The organism is Aureimonas sp. AU12 (genome assembly GCF_001463705.1).
Lineage (GTDB): Bacteria > Pseudomonadota > Alphaproteobacteria > Rhizobiales > Rhizobiaceae > Aureimonas.
Map to the genome: position 1 here is coordinate 44,354 of NZ_BBWH01000036.1, position 15,827 is coordinate 60,180.

Genomic DNA, 15,827 nt, shown 5'->3' on the forward strand with positions numbered 1-15,827 from the left:
TACGGGACAGTCCGGGCTCGGCGACGGGCTCCATCATCGCTCTGAATGATTAAGGTTATATATGGGTATCGCCCGGCGTGACCGGTGCCTCTTCAGAGCATGCCGGGAAGCACCGCATCCGATGACGCCGGACCCGGCTCGTGCAGGATGCGCAAAGCCTGCGGCAGGCAGACGCTCGCCATGTCGTAGCGCTCCAGAATCGTGCGGCGTGCCTGGCTGCCGAGTTCGGCATGCGCATCGGGATCGGCGAGCGCCGCAATGAGCGCCTCGGCGAGGCGCTCAGACCGATGGAACGGCACGAGGATGCCGTTGCTGGCGTCGATCACCTCGCGCACCGGCGCCGTGTCGGAGGCCACCACCACGCAGCCCGCCGCCATCGCCTCCAGGCACGACCACGAGAGAACGAACGGATAGGTCAGATAGGCATGGGCGCGCGAGACCCTGAGGACGTCGAGATAGCGCGCGAACGGAACATGGCCGAGGAAGTGGACGCGGCTCGTGTCGAGCAACGGCGCCACCTCGTCGAGGAAGATGCGGTGCCAGGTCTCGCCCGGCGGCGGGCGCTGCCCGTAGGAGACGCCGAAGCCGCCGACGATGAGCACCCGCGCCTGCGGACGGGCGCGCAGGATCTCGGGCAGCGCCCGCATGAAGACGTGGTAGCCGCGCAGCGGCTCGAGATTGCGTGCGACGAAGGTGACGACCTCGTCGCCGGCCCGGATCAGCGTCCCGTCGTCGAGGCGGATCGAGGCGGCGGGATCGGGCGCCACGATCCGCGTGTCGATGCCCTCGTGGACGGTGCGGATCTTGGCGTGGAACTCGGCCGGAAAGGTCGAGCGCTGCCACTCAGTCGGTGCGATCGCGAAGTCGCAGTCGACGAGCGCCAGAAGATTGGCGGCGTTTCGCGCGTGGAGGCCGACGATCCCGTCGACGCCGAGCGCGGGAAACTCCGGGTCGAAGTTCACGTCGGAGCCCGTCGAGCGATAGAAATACTCGCAATAGGCGACGAGCCGCGCCTCCGGAAACACGGCGCGCAGCGGCATCGCCTCGCCCCAGCCGCTATGGGCGACGACGATGTCGGGTCGGAAGCCCGTCGCCCGCAGCATGGTCGCGACATAGAGCGCCTGCTCGGCCCGCCGGCTCTCGCCATCGAAGCGCCGCGCGAACGGATGCGTGCCCCCGACCGAGCCCGGCGGCAGCGTGTAGCGGTGCAGCACGACGCCCGGCAGCGGGCGCGAGCCGTCGGCCCCGATGGCGCGCACCTCGTTGCGCGGGTCGCTCGCCAGATGCACTGCCAGATGGCGGAACTGTGCCGGGAAGTTGTTGTGGACGAAGAGATACTTCATGCCACGGCGCGGGCGGCGGCGGCCCGGCCCGGCGCCTGCACTCCCTCGGCGGCGGATAGCTCCAACTCCGATTCCGGCAGGGGCGCTGCGAAATCCGCGAGGTCGCCGGCGCCGAAGAGGTCGAAGAGGTCGCTGGCGTCGAGCGCGAAGTTCATCGATTCGAGGTTGGCGAGGACGATGTCCATCGGGTCGCCCCGCGCGACGCTCCCCTCCTCCGCCGCGACGGCGGCGGCGGCCGGACGGCGCTCGGGCGCAGGCAGGCGCTCGGGATGGAGATGCCGGCGCGAGAAGAGGATGGCGGTGGCGAGATCCAGCGGCAGGAAGGAGCGGCTGGCGAGTGCGGCCACCGCGCCGGCGTCGAGCGCCCCCAGGCGTGCGGCATCCACCGTGCAGTCGGCCGCCTCCTGCCCGCGCGGGTCGCGCAGCGGCACGAGCACGTTGGAGATGCGCAGGAGATCGAGCGCGCCGGAGAGGCGGAGCGCGCCGGCGCGCGTCATCGTCAGCGTGTTGCGGATGGCCGCCAGCTCCGGCGACAGGGTGCCCGCCGCCGGGTCCAGTGCCACCGGCATGCCCCAAGGCCCGACGAGGCCGGCCTCGGCCACGACGTCGATCTCGTCGATCGGCCGCCCGCCGGTGCGGTTCGAGAGGAGAAACGGATAGGTGCGCAGCGCCAGCGGCAGGTAGCCGCCGCGCCAGCGCCCCTCGGCGTCCACCGCCGGGCGCTGGAGGAAGGCGGGATGAACGAGGGCGCCGAGGCGCGGCACGCCGCCGAGCGTTCGCACCGCCAGCGGCAGGTGGTGGGCGGTCAGGTGGAACTCGGTGTCGTTCACCGGGATCCAGGCAAGCTGCGCGGCAAAGCCGAAATGCTCGGGCGGGCGGAACTTCGCGTCCGCCATCGCAGCGAGCGGCTTCAGCGTCATCATGGCCGCGCCCCAGCGGTGACCGCGGCACGCGCCGCCGAGAGGAGCGCGGCGGCGCGAAACAGCGACAGGCGGTGATGGCCGAGAAGGCGCGCCGCCGCGATACCGAAGCGCGCGACGACCGGCGCGAGACGCGGCGTGTCGAAGGCGCCGGCCGGCACCACCGCAAGCCCGCCGACGTCGCAGGAGCGCCCAAAGCCGAGGTCGAAACGCAGAGGCCAGGGCTCGAGCAGGCCGAGTTCGCCAAGCGCCCGGCCGATCGCCAGGGTCCGCTCGTGATCGCGTTCGAAGAGGTCGAGGGCGCGCAGCCGCAGCTCCGCCCCGTGCGAGAGCCGCCCGTCGGCGGTGGTGATCGGCGCGCCGGCATCGGTCGGCAGGTCGGCGCCGGCCACATCGATCAGCCGGGTGTTGCCCGCCGCCTTCAGCGGCCCGGCGGGAAACACGAAGGGATAGGCCTGGAAGAGCAGCGGCAGCAGCGCCAGCGAACGCTCGGTGCCCGGCGGAAAGCCGGTGCCGTCGTCGAGCAGGGACCTGAGGACGCAAAGCCGCGGCCCGTCCTCGCCGCGCTGCCAGACCACCGGAAAGCTCGCCGCGAAGCGCTCGGCCTCGGCGGCGGCGATGGGCACGACGGGGGTGCGGCGCGGCAGCGGATAGGCGAAGGGCGAATAGATGCGCGAGGCCATCCGCTCGCCCCGCAGCGCCTCGGCGGTTTCGAAGATCATCGCGACGCCTCGGGGCGCGAGGGCACGAAGGCGGCGAAGGGCGCGGGCGCATCGCCGGCCCGGAAGGCGATGGCGCCATCGAGGTCGAGAAGCAGCAGCGTGCGGCGACCAAAGGCGTATTCGACGCCGCCGCCCGCCTCCAGTGGCTGGTCGCGCAGGTGCGATCCCTCGACGAGTTCGAGATGGCGCTCGTCCGTCGACCAGAGGCCGATCACCGGCGGTACGAAGGGAAAGGCCGCACGCACCTCGCGGCGGATGGCGGCGAGATCGGCGGGCCGCACGCCCTCGCGGATCTCGACGTCGATCGCCGTGTGCATGTGGAGTTCGATGAGTTCGGCCGCGTGCAGCGCCACCTCGTCGCAGACCGCGGCGGGATCGCGCCCCTGCATCGGCATGCGCATCGCCAGCGGGTGGACGCCGAACTGGGCGAGGCCTCGCAGCGCGTCGTAATGGGGCTGCGTCAGCCACCCGCGCGCCAGCATCCACGACAGCGCGGCGGGGTCGCGCCCCTGCCGGCGGCGGTCTTCGCCCAGCGTCTCGCGCGGCACGAAGGCGCAGGCGCCCTGCTTCAAGAGCATCGTGCCGCCGTCGAGCCGCACTTCGAGCACGCGCGGATCGTGGCCCGGCCCGAGCGCCACGGGAAAGCCGAAGCCGACGACGCCGTCGCCCAGGCCCGCATCGGCGAGATCCTGCCGGAAGAGGTCCACCGTGCCGCCGCCGACGCAGGTCTCGTCGTGGAAGGCGAGGACATGGCTGCCGGTCAGCGGCACCCGATCGCAATGGATCCAGCCCTCGACGCGCTGGCGCGAGGCGAGGTCGATATGGCCGCGGATCATTCGGCCGGCACCGGCTGGAGGGGCGGCATCTCGATCGCGGAAGCCTCGAACTCAGGCGTCTCGGCGATGGGCATCTCGGCGAAGGACGCGTTGAACTCGGGCAGCAGAAGCGCCGGCTCGGGCAGCAACGCCGGAGCCTCCATCCCGATGCCGGCGGCCGCCGGAACCTCCATCCCGACGCCGGCGGCCGCCGGAACCTCCATCCCGACGCTGGCGGCCGCCGGGCCGGCGAAGACGGCGCAATACTGGCGCGCCATCTCGGCGGCCGAGATCACCGGCGGGATGCCGGCGCGCAGGATTGCGGCATTGGCGGGATCGGCGGCTGTGCGCATCGCGCGCAGGAAGTCGGCGGCGTCGCCCAGCCGGAAATGCAGGCCGGACACCCCGTCCGGCACCTTCTCGGCCATGCCGCCGATGCCCGTGCAGATGACCGGGGCGCCGGCGCCGTAGGCCTCCTGGATCACGACGGGAGAATTTTCCCACCATTTGGAGGGGATCACCACGTAGTCGCACTCGCTCATCAGGCGGTGGACCGAGTTGTTGTTGTAGGCACCGGCATAGGTGAGGAAGGCATGGGCCTTGAGGCTGGCCTCGAAGCGCTCGGTGAACTCCTTGGTCTGGCCGATCAGGTTGCCGTGGATGCGCAGGCGCACGCGCTTGGCCAGCGCCTTGTCCTCGGCGATCAGCTCGGCGGCGTCGAGCAGCACGTCGACGCCCTTGAACGGGTTGATCTGGCCGAAGAAGCCGAAGGTCCAGCTCGCGTCGGTCTTCGGCGGGCGTGGGGCGTGGCCACTGGGCGCCAAGAGGCCATTCTCGACGACGCTCATGCGGGCGGGGTCGAGGCCCCAGTCGGTGAAGCGCCCCGCAAGGAAGCGGCTCGGCGAGACGAAGCCGTCGAAATCGCCGAAGGCGTCGAGCATCGTCTCACGGCGCATCGCGAACTGGGTGCGCAGGTGCTCGGGAAAGCAGGTGGCGCAGCTCTCGTTCGAGGCGCCCTCGCACAGGATCTGCGCCTGGCGCGTGATCATCTGCCCGTGGTTCTGGCAGATCGCCAGGAACTCGTGGATCGTCAGGAAGGAGCGCATGCCCGGCAGCGCCTTGACGGCGCGCAGCGCATTCAGCCCAAGATTGAAGAAGTGGTGGAAGTTGGAGAGCCCGACGCCCTCGCGCTTGAGGATCGCCACCAGCTGCTCGGCGACGCCCGCGGGCGCCAGATGATAGAAGTGATCGTAGCGCTCGCCCTCGTAGATCACCGCGAATTCGTGCTCGTCGGCAAAGGCCAGCCGGCCGCGGTCAGCGGCGTTGCAGGCGCCGATATAGATGGCGTCGACGCCGATCTGACGCAGGCCCCGGAACAGCGCATAGGCGGAGATCTCGGCGCCGCCCTTCGAGAGCGAGGGATGGCTGTGCGAGATGACGGCGATCTTCGGCAGGATCGCGCCGGACAGGGCCTCTGCGGAAAAGCCGGTTTCGAAGATCACGACGGCCTCCCTCCCCGTCCCGCCAGGAGATCGGCGTCGATCATGTCGGCGAGACGCGAGGGCACGGCGCGCTCGATCCGCATGGCGCAGGCTCTCAGCACGCGGTCGCGGCCGGGGGCGGACGGCAGGCCGTTGTCGTTGAAGAGGCCGCGCGTCAGCGGCGGCGTCGCGGCAGTGAAGGCGAGGAACGCCGCCGTGCTCCAGCCGAAGCACGCCGCGCCGAGCGCCCCGTCGACGCGGTCGGGATGGCCGGCATCGTCGAGGATCTCGAAGCGCTCGATCCCGTGGCCCCGGCGCGCGACGCTCAAAGCCGCCTCGCGCCAGCCGCGCGCGTTGAGGACGACGCCGCGTCCGACATGGACGAAGCGCTCCGCGCCGAGGCGCGCGAGAAGGGCCGGGAGTTCGGCCAGCACGTCGCCGGGGTGATGGGCGGCAAAGAGCGACAGCGGCGCGTCGGTGCCGGCCCGCAGCTCCTCGAAGCGCAGCAGCGCCTCGGCCCGCCCCCGGCCCTGATCGGCGACGACCGCGACGCCCGTTCCTGGCCCGAGATCGGGAAGGTGGCGGGCGATGCGATCGAAGACGAGGTTGATATTGCCGGGCTCGGCCGGCAGCCGCAGCACCACAAGCTGCTTCGCCGGCGCCTCGCGAAGGGCCGCGGGCTCGCGCGAGGCACCGGCGAGGTTGCGGCGGATCGCGGCGAGGAAGGCGTCGTAGAAGGGCTCGAAGCGCAACGACGGATAGAGCCGCAGCACCTCGTCGCTGTCGGCGACGGGATCGAGACGGCGCAGGACCTTCGGCTCGACGCGCTGCACGGCGCTCGTGCCGTCGTCGTGGACGATGCGTAGCAGCGGCGCGCCGGCGGCATTGGCCGGCAGGCCGCCGCGCAGGACGGCGGCAAAGCCGGCGCGCGCCGTCACCCCGCCACCGCCGCCGAAGACGGAGGCGAGGTCCGGTCGCGCCCGGAACGAGGTGGCAGCCTCGTCGGCGACGAGGACGCAGTCGCCGATCTTCATGTGGAAGGTCTCGACGCGCTTGGCCGGACTCACCGCCCAGCCCTCCGCGAGGCATCCGAAGCCCGGCACCATCAGCAGCCGGTCGATGCCGCCCTCGGCCGCGATGCCGGCGGCGGCGGCGTTGCCTGCGATCCAGTTGGAGCCGGATTGCAGCACCGAGGCGAGCGCGTCGGCATGGCCGCCGACCGCCACGGGCTGGGCCTGCGCGAAGGCGGCGAGGAACGCGTCGGCCCGCAGCAGCCGCGTGAAGGCGCCGTAGCGCAGGTGGAACTCGGCGGCACGCCCGAGATAGACGAACCCGTCGCGCATCACCGGCGGCGGGGTCCAGCCGGTGTCGAGAAGGCCGACGACGCCGACGCAGGTCGAGTTGAGGTCGGGGCGCTCGTACTGCATCACCGCACCGCCGGCCGGCAGCTTCTCGCGGTCCACGATGACGGCCGAGAATTCGGGATCGACGCCCCGCTTGATCCAGCCCACGAACCAAAGCTGCCCCTCAGTGGACGGATAGACCGCGTCGATCTGGCCGACATCGTTGTCCGAGAGCGGACGCAGCGCCCGCTCTCGGAGCGCCTCGGCCTCGCTGCGCAGCCCCGCGAGGCGCGCCAGCAGCCGGTCGCCCTTCGTGGAGGCTTCGACGGGCGGGAAGAGGCCGGCGAGAACGGCGCTCTCCCAGGCCTCGACGAGATCGCAGACGGCCGGGTCGCGCCCGGTCGGCGGGCGCAGGCGCGTCGGCGTGCCGGCGATGCGCACGGAGACCGGCAGCCGGCTGCGGTGAGGTCCGAGCCGGGCCAGCCGGGCGAAGATCTCCGGGCCGAAGCGGAAGCCGGCGCACGTCTCGAAGCCGAGCTGGCGGTCGACCGCCGCATGGGGATACGCGGTCTCGGCGATGGCGAGCGCGGCGTCGCCCACCACGAGTTCGAGCTCCGTCGCGGCGGCGGGCGCGTCGATCGCCAGCGCCCAGCCCTCGATGCCGCCGAGCGGATCGAAGCGCTCCACGCGGCCACACCACCGGCCCATCGCGAGCTCGGTCAGGTCCGGCGCGGCATAGTCGCTGGGGGAGAGGACGTGCAGCATGACGGTCTTTCAACCGGACGGAGACGCCCGGTAGCGGCCTCCGCGCGCGACGCGCCGGAGCCGGGGCGGTCTCGCGGGGCCGGTCAGGACAAAGCGGGCTCGGCGAACATGATCGTCAGCGTGCCGCCGTCGGCCATCGCCAATTCGGCGGTGGCGCGGGCGTCGAGCATCACGAGGTTGTCCCCTGCCAACGGATAGTCGACGAAGGGCGCCGAACGGGCCGCGTCCGACGCGCCCTCGTCGACATGCGAGCCTTCGAGCACCCGCAGCGTGGCGCGGTCGCGGGTGTGGAGCGCGATCACGGGCGCGCCGTCGCCCTTGGCGGCGATGCGGGCGATCTCGGCGGCGAACTCGATCGGCGAGCGCACGAGCGTCGCGCCGAGGCGCGCGTCGGTTCCGAGATAGGACTCGAGCAAGGCGGCGGCGACCGCGGCGGGCTGGTCGGTCACGACGGCCTCGTCGCCGGCATTGCGCCGCACGAGACCACGCTCGTAGACGCCGAAGGACCAGAGGATGCGCAGGAAGTCGAAATCGCCCTGCCCGATGCGGCCGTGCTTCAGCGCCCATTTGAGCGCCGCCAGCCGCTCGCGGACATCGGAGCGCGACAGGCCGGCGACGGGAGCCGCGCCGGTGGTGACGAAGGCGCCGCCCTGCACGATCATGGCGTCGCTGCCCTCCAGCTTCAGGACCACCGAGCCGACCTGGTCGGAGGGAACCGAGATGGGAAAGCTGAAGCCCAGGTGCCCGTCGCCGATGCCGGCATCGGCGAGATCGCCGCGGAACGTATCGACCTTGCCGGCGCCGACGCAGAGATCGCCCCGGAAGGCCAGCAGCGTGCGATCGCGGATCCGGCCATCCTCGGTGTAGATCCATCCCTGAATGAGATCTGCAGTGACGAACTCGATGCTTCCGCGGATCATGCGCGTCGGTTCCTTCCAACGATTTATAACTGTAGAATATGTTTAATATCTTACATAACTGTATACGGCGGGCCGCATGGGTGGATCTGTTTCGAAGCTCCCGACGCCGTGGCGGCACGGCGATCCGCCAGCGGCTGAAGGCCCTTGGGTCGGCGGCCGCAGGATCGCGCACCTTTCTTCGACTTGATGCCGTTCCAGCAACGCCTCGTTAATGTTGACACAACCTGAAGTGCTTCAGGGCACGCCTTAAGTCGTCGTTTGCCTCGATCACTCGATTATGTCTCATTAACTTGCAATCCCCCCTTGAACATCGTGTCCTGCACCTGACGAAAACTCTGGAGCAGCCCGTGATCGCAGCCGAACGCAAGGTCATTCTGAAGGTGGAACGGGGTCTCTCGATCCTGCGCTACCGCACCGACGCCGCGTTCGCCCTGTCCGGGGCCGCCGCGCCGCAGGTCGTGGTGGCTGGCGCCTCGCCCGGCATCTCCCTCGTCTGCGCCCCCGGCGAGCCCTTCGGCGAACTCCCCGCTCCCGGTCGCACGCTCATCGCCGTGGCGGAGGCCGACGGCGTCCTCGAGATCCTTGTGCGGGCCGCGGGCCCCGGCGGCAGCCTCGCTGCCGAGCTCGAACTGACCCATCTCCAGGCCGCAGCCCCCGCATTGCCGATCGAGACCCCGCTGCGGCCCGACCTGCCGCCCGGCGGCGCCGAGTTCGTGATCCGCGCCCATGTCTCGCTGCGCGGCGACGTGGCCGCGCCGCGCGGCCACTGGATCTGCGGGCCCGACGCACCCGGCCGCATCGAGGGCATCGAGATGCGCGGCGTCGCCGCCGACCTGCCGCTCGAATATCAGGTGGCGACCGCCGGCCGCGCCGCCGGCTGGTCGCCCTGGACCCCCGCGGGAACCTATGCGGGATCGCGCGGCAAGGCGCTGCCGCTGATCGGCCTGCGCGTTCGCCTGACCGATGGCGCGGCCCCCGATCTGGTGCTGCGCGGCGACGGCGTGTTCCTCGGCTCGGCCGTCGTCACGCAGCGCGGCCGCGAGATCGAGCTCGTCGGCGCCTCGCCGCTCGATCCGCTCGTCGGCATCCGCCTCGACTTCGCCTCCGTTGCCAGCGCCCCGGCGCCGCGCATCGACACGGCGCCCGCGCGCCAGCCGAGCCGCCTGCGCGTCTTCCGGCGCACCGCGCCCCGCGAAGCCGAGGCCGCCTGACCACCCGCCCCGCCCATGGTTCGCATGTCGAAAGGGCACCGGCGCTGACGTCGGTTCCGGCCCCGGGGCGCGAGCATGGCTGAGATCTACACCAGCTCGGAAGTCGCAACCCTCGGACGCCTGTCGCAGGAGGCCAGCGACCACATCAACCGCGTGCTCGCCGATCTCGGCCTCTCCGGCACCTCCGCCGTGACCGTCCAGTCCAGCGATGCATCGTCCGTCACCGCCGACGCGGGCGACCACATCGTCGTGGCCTCGACCGGCGGCGGTCCTGTCAGCGTCGACGACGGCGGCCAGTCGGTGGCCGTCATCCTCGCCGATAGCGGTTCGGTGACGCTGGTCGGCTCCGGCAACGACACGGTCTTCGCCAGCACCGGCGGCAACACGATCGTGGCGGGTGCGAGTGACGCCACGATCCACGGCGGCGCAGGCGCCGACAGCCTCTCGGGCGGCACCGCGGGCGGCAACCACGCGCTCTTCGCCTCGGGCGGGCACGACACGCTGGGCGGGGGCCTCGGCATGGACACGCTCTGGGGCAGCGAGCAGGGCGCCTCGCTTCTCGTCGGCGGCAGCAACGGGCACACCGCCCTCCATTCGGGCGGGGCCGGCGACACGATCCAGTCCTCTGGCGGGCTCGACACGATCTACGGCGGCAACGCCACGATCTTCGCCTCCGGCCATTCCACGACGATCCACACCGACGGCGACGTGGTGCGCACGGCGGGCGACCACAACCTCATCGACGGCTCGGCCTCGACCCACGCCTCGCAGGTCGACAGCTTCGGCAGCTTCACCACCATTCTCGGCGGCGCCGGCAACGACACGATCATGCTGCACGACGCCCCGCACGGCGCCAACGCCGTGTTCGCGGGCGCCGGCAACGATTCGCTCACCGGCTCGCTCGGCGGCCACGACACGCTGTCGGGCGGCGCGGGCGACGACTACTTCCTCTCCTACGGCCTCACCGACAGCGTGGTGGGCGGCGACGGCTCGGATTATTTCGCGGTCCTCCACCACGGCACGGGCTGGGACACGCTCGATGGCGGCGCCGGCAACGACACTGCCTATTTCGAGGATCGCTCCTATGCCGACGCCCATGTCACCCATTCCGGCGCGACGACGCTCGTCACCTTCGACGACGGCTACCGCGCCTCGCTGACCGGCATCGAGTCGCTGCATTTCCGCGACACCGTGCTGTCGAGCTGAGAGATCGGGCACGTGGGCGCTTCGTGAGCCCCGTTTAACGATTTGCCGTCATGCTGGGGGCGAACCCGGCGCCCGGCTCATCGCGCGCGCCGCCCGGACACTGCCGCGATGCCCGTTCCCCCAGCTGCCGCCAGCGGAGACGACCCGCGCCGCCTCGCCCTGGCCAAGCGGGCGGCAGGCGACCATGCGGGCGCGCTTCTGGCCTTCGAGGCGGCGGGCCCCGACCCCTGGAGCCGCAACGACGCCGCGATCGAGCGACTGGCGCTCGGCCGGATCGGGGAGGCCGAAGACGCGGCGCGGGCGCTCCTGCGCGACGTCGAGGGCTTCGCGCCGGCCTGGCGCACGCTCGGCCTCGCGGCGCGACGGCGCGGCGACCACGAGGCGGCGCTCGACGCGTTCCGCCAGGCTGCGGCCCTCGCCCCGCACGATCTCTGGAACCGGCAGGACGAGGCGGGCGCCTTGCGCGCCCTCGGCCGGCTGGCGGAGGCGGAAGCCGCCTATCGCGCGCTCGCCGCCGGCACGCCGCTGCCCCATGCCGTGCGGGGGCTCGGCCTCGTCGCGCGCGAACGCGGCGACCACGAAGGCGCACTCGGGCATTTCCGCATCGCCGCCGAGCTGGACCCGAGCGATCCCTGGTTCGGGCTCGACGTCGCCCGCGAACTCGTCGCCCTCGGCCGCGAGGAGGCCGCGGACGAGGTGCTGGCCGGGCTTGCGAGCGCGCATCCGGGGTTCATCGAGGGACATCGCGAGCGGGCAAGGCTCGCCCGCCGACGCGGCGACCGGGCCGGCGAACTCGCCCACTGGCGGACGGCGGCCGCGCTCGACCCGAGCGACGCCGGCGCGACGCTGGATCTCGCCGACGCGCTGCTCGCGCAGGGCATGAGCGAAGAGGCCGAGACGATCGCAGCGCGCTGCCTCGTGCGCGCGCCCGGCCTCGTGCGGGCCTACGCGCTCCTTGCCGCCGCCGCGCGCCGGGGCGGCCAAGGCGCGCTGGCCCTCGCCCATTCCGCCACTGCTGCCCGTCTCGCGCCGGACGTCGCCGACCGGCAGGCCGATCTCGCGGCCGACCTCCTGTCCGTCGGCCGGGCGACGGACGCCGAAGCGGCGGCGCTGGCAGTGCTGGCGCTCGACCGGGAGCACGAGGGCGCCCACCGCGTGCGCCGGCTCCAGCGGCAGGCATCGGGTGACGCCGCCGGCGCCATGGCGCTGGCAAGCGGGCGCTGGCGCGGCGGCGAAGGGCCGAGCCGCGCCGGCTTCGATCTCGCCGCCGATCATCGCGCCGCCGGCGAATGGGACGCGGCGGACGCCGTGCTGGCCATGCTGGCGGCGCGCCCGGATGCCGCCGTCGAGGCTCGGCTGGAGCGCGGCATCCTCGCGCGCCGCCGCGATGGGGTGGAGACCGCCGAGGCCCTGTTCGCCGAGGCGCTGGCGCTCGATCCCGCCCATTCCCGCGCGCATCTCCTTCTCGGCGATATCGCGCGAGAGCGGGGAGCGCGGCAGGTTGCGACGGATCATTACGACGCCGCCCTTCGCGCCCGCCCCGGCTTTACCTGGGCCCTGATCGGGCAGGCGCTGCTGGCGCGCGACGCCGGCGACAGGGCGGGCGCCGAGGCGAACTGGCGGGCGGCGATCGCCGCCGACCCGGCGGAAGGCCATGCGCAGATCGAGCTGGCGGGCGAGCGGATGCAGCGCGGGGCGTTCGACGAGGCGCGCGCGATCCTCGCCGGCATCCCCGCGCACTCGCCGCGCGCCGCGCAGGCTGCGCTGGCCGAGGCGCGTCTCCAGCGGGCGCGAGGGGACTTCGCGGGCGCCGCCGATGCCTTCGCTGCGGTGGCGCGGCGGTGGCCCGCCGCGATGGTCGAGGCGCTCATTGAGGGCGCCGAGGACGAGGCGCGCGCCGGCCGGGTGGGTGCCTCCGAGGCGGCACTGGACCGGGCGCGGCAGGCAGCGCCCGAGCACCCCGCGCTCCTCGAAGCGCTCGCCCGCCAGGCGCTGGCGCGCGACGATCTCGGCGCGGCGGCCGAGCTTCTCGCCCGCGCCGAGGCTGCCGACCCCGCCCGGCTCTCAGTCGTGCTGCTCCGGGCCCGCGTCGCTGCGATGGCCGGCCACGCGTCGGACGCCCGCGCGCGCTTTGCCGCCGCCGAGGCGCGCTTCGGGCAGCGCCCCGAAATCGCGATGGCCTCGACGGATCTCGAGCGCCAGCTCGGCGAACCGGGCGCGGCAAGCCGCAAGCTGGCGGCCGCACGCGCGCTTTGGCCGGGTCACGCCCTGCTCGGCGCGCAGGCCGCACTCGGTGCGATCGAGAGCGGCGAGTTCGAGGCGGCGGACGACTGGCTCGCAAACCCGACGGCCGAGGCGCTGCCCGGCCGCGCCCGGTTCGTGCGGGCGCAGCTCGCCGCCGCGCGCTGGGATTTCGGCACGGCGATCGCGGAAGGGGACGCCGCCGTGGCGCTGCTGCCGGGCGAGGGATGGGTGCGCAACCGCCTGATCCATGCCGCGCTTCTGGCCTTCGACCTGCCCCGCGCCGGGCGCGAACTCGCCGGGCTGGCCAAGCTTGAAGCCGCGGCCAACCGGCGGCTCGGCAAGTCCGCCAACCCCTCGCAGAGCCATTACGGCCAGCTCTACGACGAGTTCCGCCTCGATACCGAGGCCGCAGACGCCCTGCGCTCGGCGCTGGCCGCGGCGTCCGAAGATCGGTTGGAGCGACTGGCGGCCACCGTGCGCGCCTTCCCCGCCAGCACCGCCGCCGCGATCCTGCACGGCATCGAGGCCCGGCGGCGCGGGGTCTTCGACCACGCCCGGCCGACGCCCGGCCCCTCCCCCATTCCGCGCGTGATCCATCAATACTGGAACGACGAGGAGGTGCCCGCAGACGTCGCCGCCTACATGGCGAGCTGGCGCGAGGCGCATCCGGGCTTCCGGCACCGGGTCTGGAGCGACGCCGACGCGCTGGCCTTCCTTGCCGGGTCCGGCCCGGCCGAGGCAACGCAAGCCTATCGCCGCGCCCGCGAGCCCGCGATGAAGGCCGACCTCTTCCGGCTGGCGCTGTTGGCGCGCGAGGGCGGTGTCTGGGTGGATGCCGACGACCGCTGCCTCAAGTCCATCGAGCCGCTCGTGAGCGACGGCGTCGGCCTTCTCGGCTATCAGGAGGATCTCGGCTCGATCGGCAACAACATCCTCGCCGTCGCGCCCGGCCATCCCGTGATCGCGCGCGCGCTCCATGAGGCGTGCGACGCGGTCAATCGCGGCGACGGCGACATTCTCTGGCTCTCGACCGGGCCGGGCCTCCTGACGCGGATCCTGAACGGCGCGCTCTGCGGGGGGAGCCTCGCGGTGGAGCACGTCCGCATCCTCGACCGATCGCAGATGCTCGCCCATGCCGCGATCCATTGCCTCGCCGCCTACAAGGCGAGCGAGCGGCACTGGAGCCGCACCGCCTTCGGCCGGGCGCGACCGAAGGCGCCCGGTGGGGACGCTCAGGCGACGCGGGCGACCTCGCCTTCGTCCTGAGCGAAGAGCGCACGGCCTCGGGCTTCCAGGCGAAGGCGCGTCGCCTGCGGAAGCTGGCGGCGGGATTTGGCGCGCGGCAGGCTCATCTCGGCGGCCGGCGGCGCGTCACCGAGTGCGGCCGCGCGCTCCGTCCCGTTGTCGAAGGCGAGATTTTCGGGATTGTCGACGAAGGTCTCGGCCGGCAGCCCTTCGGCCAGCACGAGGCGGTGCTCGGCCAGTTCGATGTGGAGATAGGCGAGGCTTTCGCCCGCCACGGGCTCGCGGACGACACCGAGCCCGTCGACCAGCGCCGAGGCGTGGGCGAGAATGCCGTCGATGCCGATCGCATGGTCGGGCGAGACGAAGAGATCGCGCATCGGCACGCCCGCGCCGACCGCCCCGGCGCGGATGCGGATCGGCTGCACCCGGATCGGATCGGCGAAGCGCGTGGCGATCGTCTGCCGGCCGATCCAGCGCACCGGCTCCGCCGCGCCCCCCAGCGTCAGCACGAGATCGCCCGGCAGGAGATCCTCGACCGCCACGGGGCCGCCGGGCGTCGCGATCCGCGTGCCCGGCCGGAAGCAGACCGGGGATACGATGACGGCGTCGTCATGCACGAAGGCCGTGGTGGTCGGGTTCGCGGCGGTGCCCGCCGTGCCGTGGGAGGCCGACCCGCCGCCGGATGCGCCCGAGGCCGCCGCGCCGGACACGGCGCCCGACCCCGTGTCCCCTGCGCCGCTGCCGCTCGAACCCGAGCCGCCGGCCTCGCCCGTCGCGGCCGCCGCCGCGCTCTCGGCCGCCGAGGGCGTGGAGGCGGATGTGGATCCGCCGCTCTCGCCCGAGCCTTCGCCGGATCCTTCACCGCTGGCCTCGCCCGAGCCCGCCGCCGCATCGGACCCGCCGGCCGCCTCGCCGCCGCCGGCCGATGCCGGATCGCTCGCGGCCGCACCGCCGCTGCCGCCGGCGGACGCCTCGCCGCGTGTCTCGCTCCGGGCCTCGCCGCGCGCCGCGCTCGCCCCGCCGCCGACCGACCCGCCACCGATGCCGCCGCCGGTCACCCCGCCGACCGCAGCGGTGGCACCGGGCGCATGCGATCCGGCCGAGCGCTGGGCGGAGGCCGCCGCCGCGCCGCCGCCCGAAACGCCCGCAGCGGCCGAGCCCTCCGACGATCCGCCGCCGCCGCTTTCGTCCATCAAGGTGACGTCGGCGCTCTCGCGGCCTCCGCCACCGCCCTCGCCGCCGGTCTCGGTTCCCTTGGCGGTGCCCGTCGCCGCGGTGGCCGCCGTCGTGGTGAAGGCCGAGGAGGCGATGCCGCCGGACATCATCAAGGCGGCCGAGCCCTGCTGGCCGCCCCCCTTCTCGCGCGATTCGAGAGAGCCGCCGCCGGCATCGTCGGCTCCGAGGCCGCCATCGTCTTCGGTCTGGCTCATGCGGCGTCCCTCATCGAATGGCTGGGCACGCCGGCACAGCAGCGCGGGCGCACCGGGCGCACGGTCGCACCGGGCGACGGCAGGCCCGAGTCTGAAGGGTGCCGCCGCAAACGCCTCGCTGGCAAGCACGACCTGCGGACACGGCAAGCAAAGCGTGAAGATCGCGCGGTTCGGCTCGCAGC

The 15,827-nt window shown here is 73.0% G+C and carries 11 protein-coding genes; 3 read left to right on the forward strand and 8 right to left on the reverse strand.

What is annotated here, in order from left to right; all coding sequences use genetic code 11:
• Positions 1-92: 92 nt before the first annotated feature.
• The 7 genes from AUL33_RS14940 to AUL33_RS14970 form a co-directional block, all read right to left on the reverse strand.
• Entirely contained in the window at positions 93-1,343 is a 1,251-nt protein-coding gene (locus tag AUL33_RS14940) for a glycosyltransferase (protein WP_062209740.1), read from the reverse strand.
• A complete protein-coding gene (locus AUL33_RS14945; protein WP_082652620.1) occupies positions 1,340-2,266 on the reverse strand; it encodes a SapC family protein in 927 nt (308 codons plus the stop codon). The genes AUL33_RS14940 and AUL33_RS14945 overlap by 4 nt, the downstream gene beginning before the upstream one ends.
• On the reverse strand, positions 2,263-2,985 hold the full coding sequence (locus tag AUL33_RS14950) for a SapC family protein (protein ID WP_062209746.1): 723 nt from the start codon (positions 2,983-2,985) through the stop codon (positions 2,263-2,265). The genes AUL33_RS14945 and AUL33_RS14950 overlap by 4 nt, the downstream gene beginning before the upstream one ends.
• On the reverse strand, positions 2,982-3,821 hold the full coding sequence (locus AUL33_RS14955) for a hypothetical protein (protein ID WP_062209749.1): 840 nt from the start codon (positions 3,819-3,821) through the stop codon (positions 2,982-2,984). Before AUL33_RS14955 ends, AUL33_RS14950 begins: the two co-directional genes overlap by 4 nt.
• Positions 3,818-5,302, reverse strand: coding sequence for a glycosyltransferase family 4 protein (locus tag AUL33_RS22820; protein ID WP_244492267.1), 1,485 nt, complete (start codon positions 5,300-5,302; stop codon positions 3,818-3,820). The genes AUL33_RS14955 and AUL33_RS22820 overlap by 4 nt, the downstream gene beginning before the upstream one ends.
• Positions 5,299-7,389 carry a hypothetical protein gene (locus AUL33_RS22825; RefSeq protein WP_062209752.1) on the reverse strand — a complete coding sequence of 697 codons (2,091 nt, stop codon included), beginning with the start codon at positions 7,387-7,389 and terminating at the stop codon, positions 5,299-5,301. The genes AUL33_RS22820 and AUL33_RS22825 overlap by 4 nt, the downstream gene beginning before the upstream one ends.
• 83 nt (positions 7,390-7,472) lie before the next feature.
• Positions 7,473-8,309, reverse strand: coding sequence for a hypothetical protein (locus AUL33_RS14970; protein ID WP_062209756.1), 837 nt, complete (start codon positions 8,307-8,309; stop codon positions 7,473-7,475).
• A gap of 347 nt (positions 8,310-8,656) precedes the next feature.
• Between AUL33_RS14970 and AUL33_RS14975 the strand changes: the two genes are divergently transcribed.
• The 3 genes from AUL33_RS14975 (at position 8,657) to AUL33_RS14985 (ending at position 14,236) form a co-directional block, all read left to right on the forward strand.
• A complete protein-coding gene (locus tag AUL33_RS14975; RefSeq protein WP_062209759.1) occupies positions 8,657-9,520 on the forward strand; it encodes a hypothetical protein in 864 nt (287 codons plus the stop codon).
• Positions 9,521-9,595: 75 nt separating this feature from the next.
• Complete coding sequence (locus tag AUL33_RS14980; protein ID WP_062209762.1) at positions 9,596-10,726, forward strand: calcium-binding protein; 1,131 nt, start codon at positions 9,596-9,598, stop codon at positions 10,724-10,726.
• A 108-nt stretch (positions 10,727-10,834) separates the two neighbouring features.
• Positions 10,835-14,236 (forward strand): tetratricopeptide repeat protein, encoded by a 3,402-nt coding sequence (locus tag AUL33_RS14985; RefSeq protein ID WP_062209764.1) that lies wholly within the window; start codon positions 10,835-10,837, stop codon positions 14,234-14,236.
• Here the strand turns inward: AUL33_RS14985 and AUL33_RS22235 are convergent.
• A complete protein-coding gene (locus AUL33_RS22235; protein ID WP_062209768.1) occupies positions 14,203-15,645 on the reverse strand; it encodes a Hint domain-containing protein in 1,443 nt (480 codons plus the stop codon). The two genes, AUL33_RS14985 and AUL33_RS22235, sit on opposite strands and share 34 nt — an antisense overlap.
• Positions 15,646-15,827 lie beyond the last annotated feature (182 nt).

Excerpts from the sequence above, each read along its gene's own strand:
- AUL33_RS14970 (WP_062209756.1), bottom strand. The coding sequence starts at position 8,309 with ATGATCCGCGGAAGCATCGAGTTCGTCACTGCAGATCTCATTCAGGGA.
- AUL33_RS22235 (WP_062209768.1), bottom strand. The coding sequence starts at position 15,645 with ATGAGCCAGACCGAAGACGATGGCGGCCTCGGAGCCGACGATGCCGGC.
- AUL33_RS14955 (WP_062209749.1), bottom strand. The coding sequence starts at position 3,821 with ATGATCCGCGGCCATATCGACCTCGCCTCGCGCCAGCGCGTCGAGGGC.
- AUL33_RS14950 (WP_062209746.1), bottom strand. The coding sequence starts at position 2,985 with ATGATCTTCGAAACCGCCGAGGCGCTGCGGGGCGAGCGGATGGCCTCG.
- AUL33_RS14985 (WP_062209764.1), top strand. The coding sequence starts at position 10,835 with ATGCCCGTTCCCCCAGCTGCCGCCAGCGGAGACGACCCGCGCCGCCTC.
- AUL33_RS22825 (WP_062209752.1), bottom strand. The coding sequence starts at position 7,389 with ATGCTGCACGTCCTCTCCCCCAGCGACTATGCCGCGCCGGACCTGACC.
- AUL33_RS14945 (WP_082652620.1), bottom strand. The coding sequence starts at position 2,266 with ATGATGACGCTGAAGCCGCTCGCTGCGATGGCGGACGCGAAGTTCCGC.
- AUL33_RS14980 (WP_062209762.1), top strand. The coding sequence starts at position 9,596 with ATGGCTGAGATCTACACCAGCTCGGAAGTCGCAACCCTCGGACGCCTG.
- AUL33_RS14940 (WP_062209740.1), bottom strand. The coding sequence starts at position 1,343 with ATGAAGTATCTCTTCGTCCACAACAACTTCCCGGCACAGTTCCGCCAT.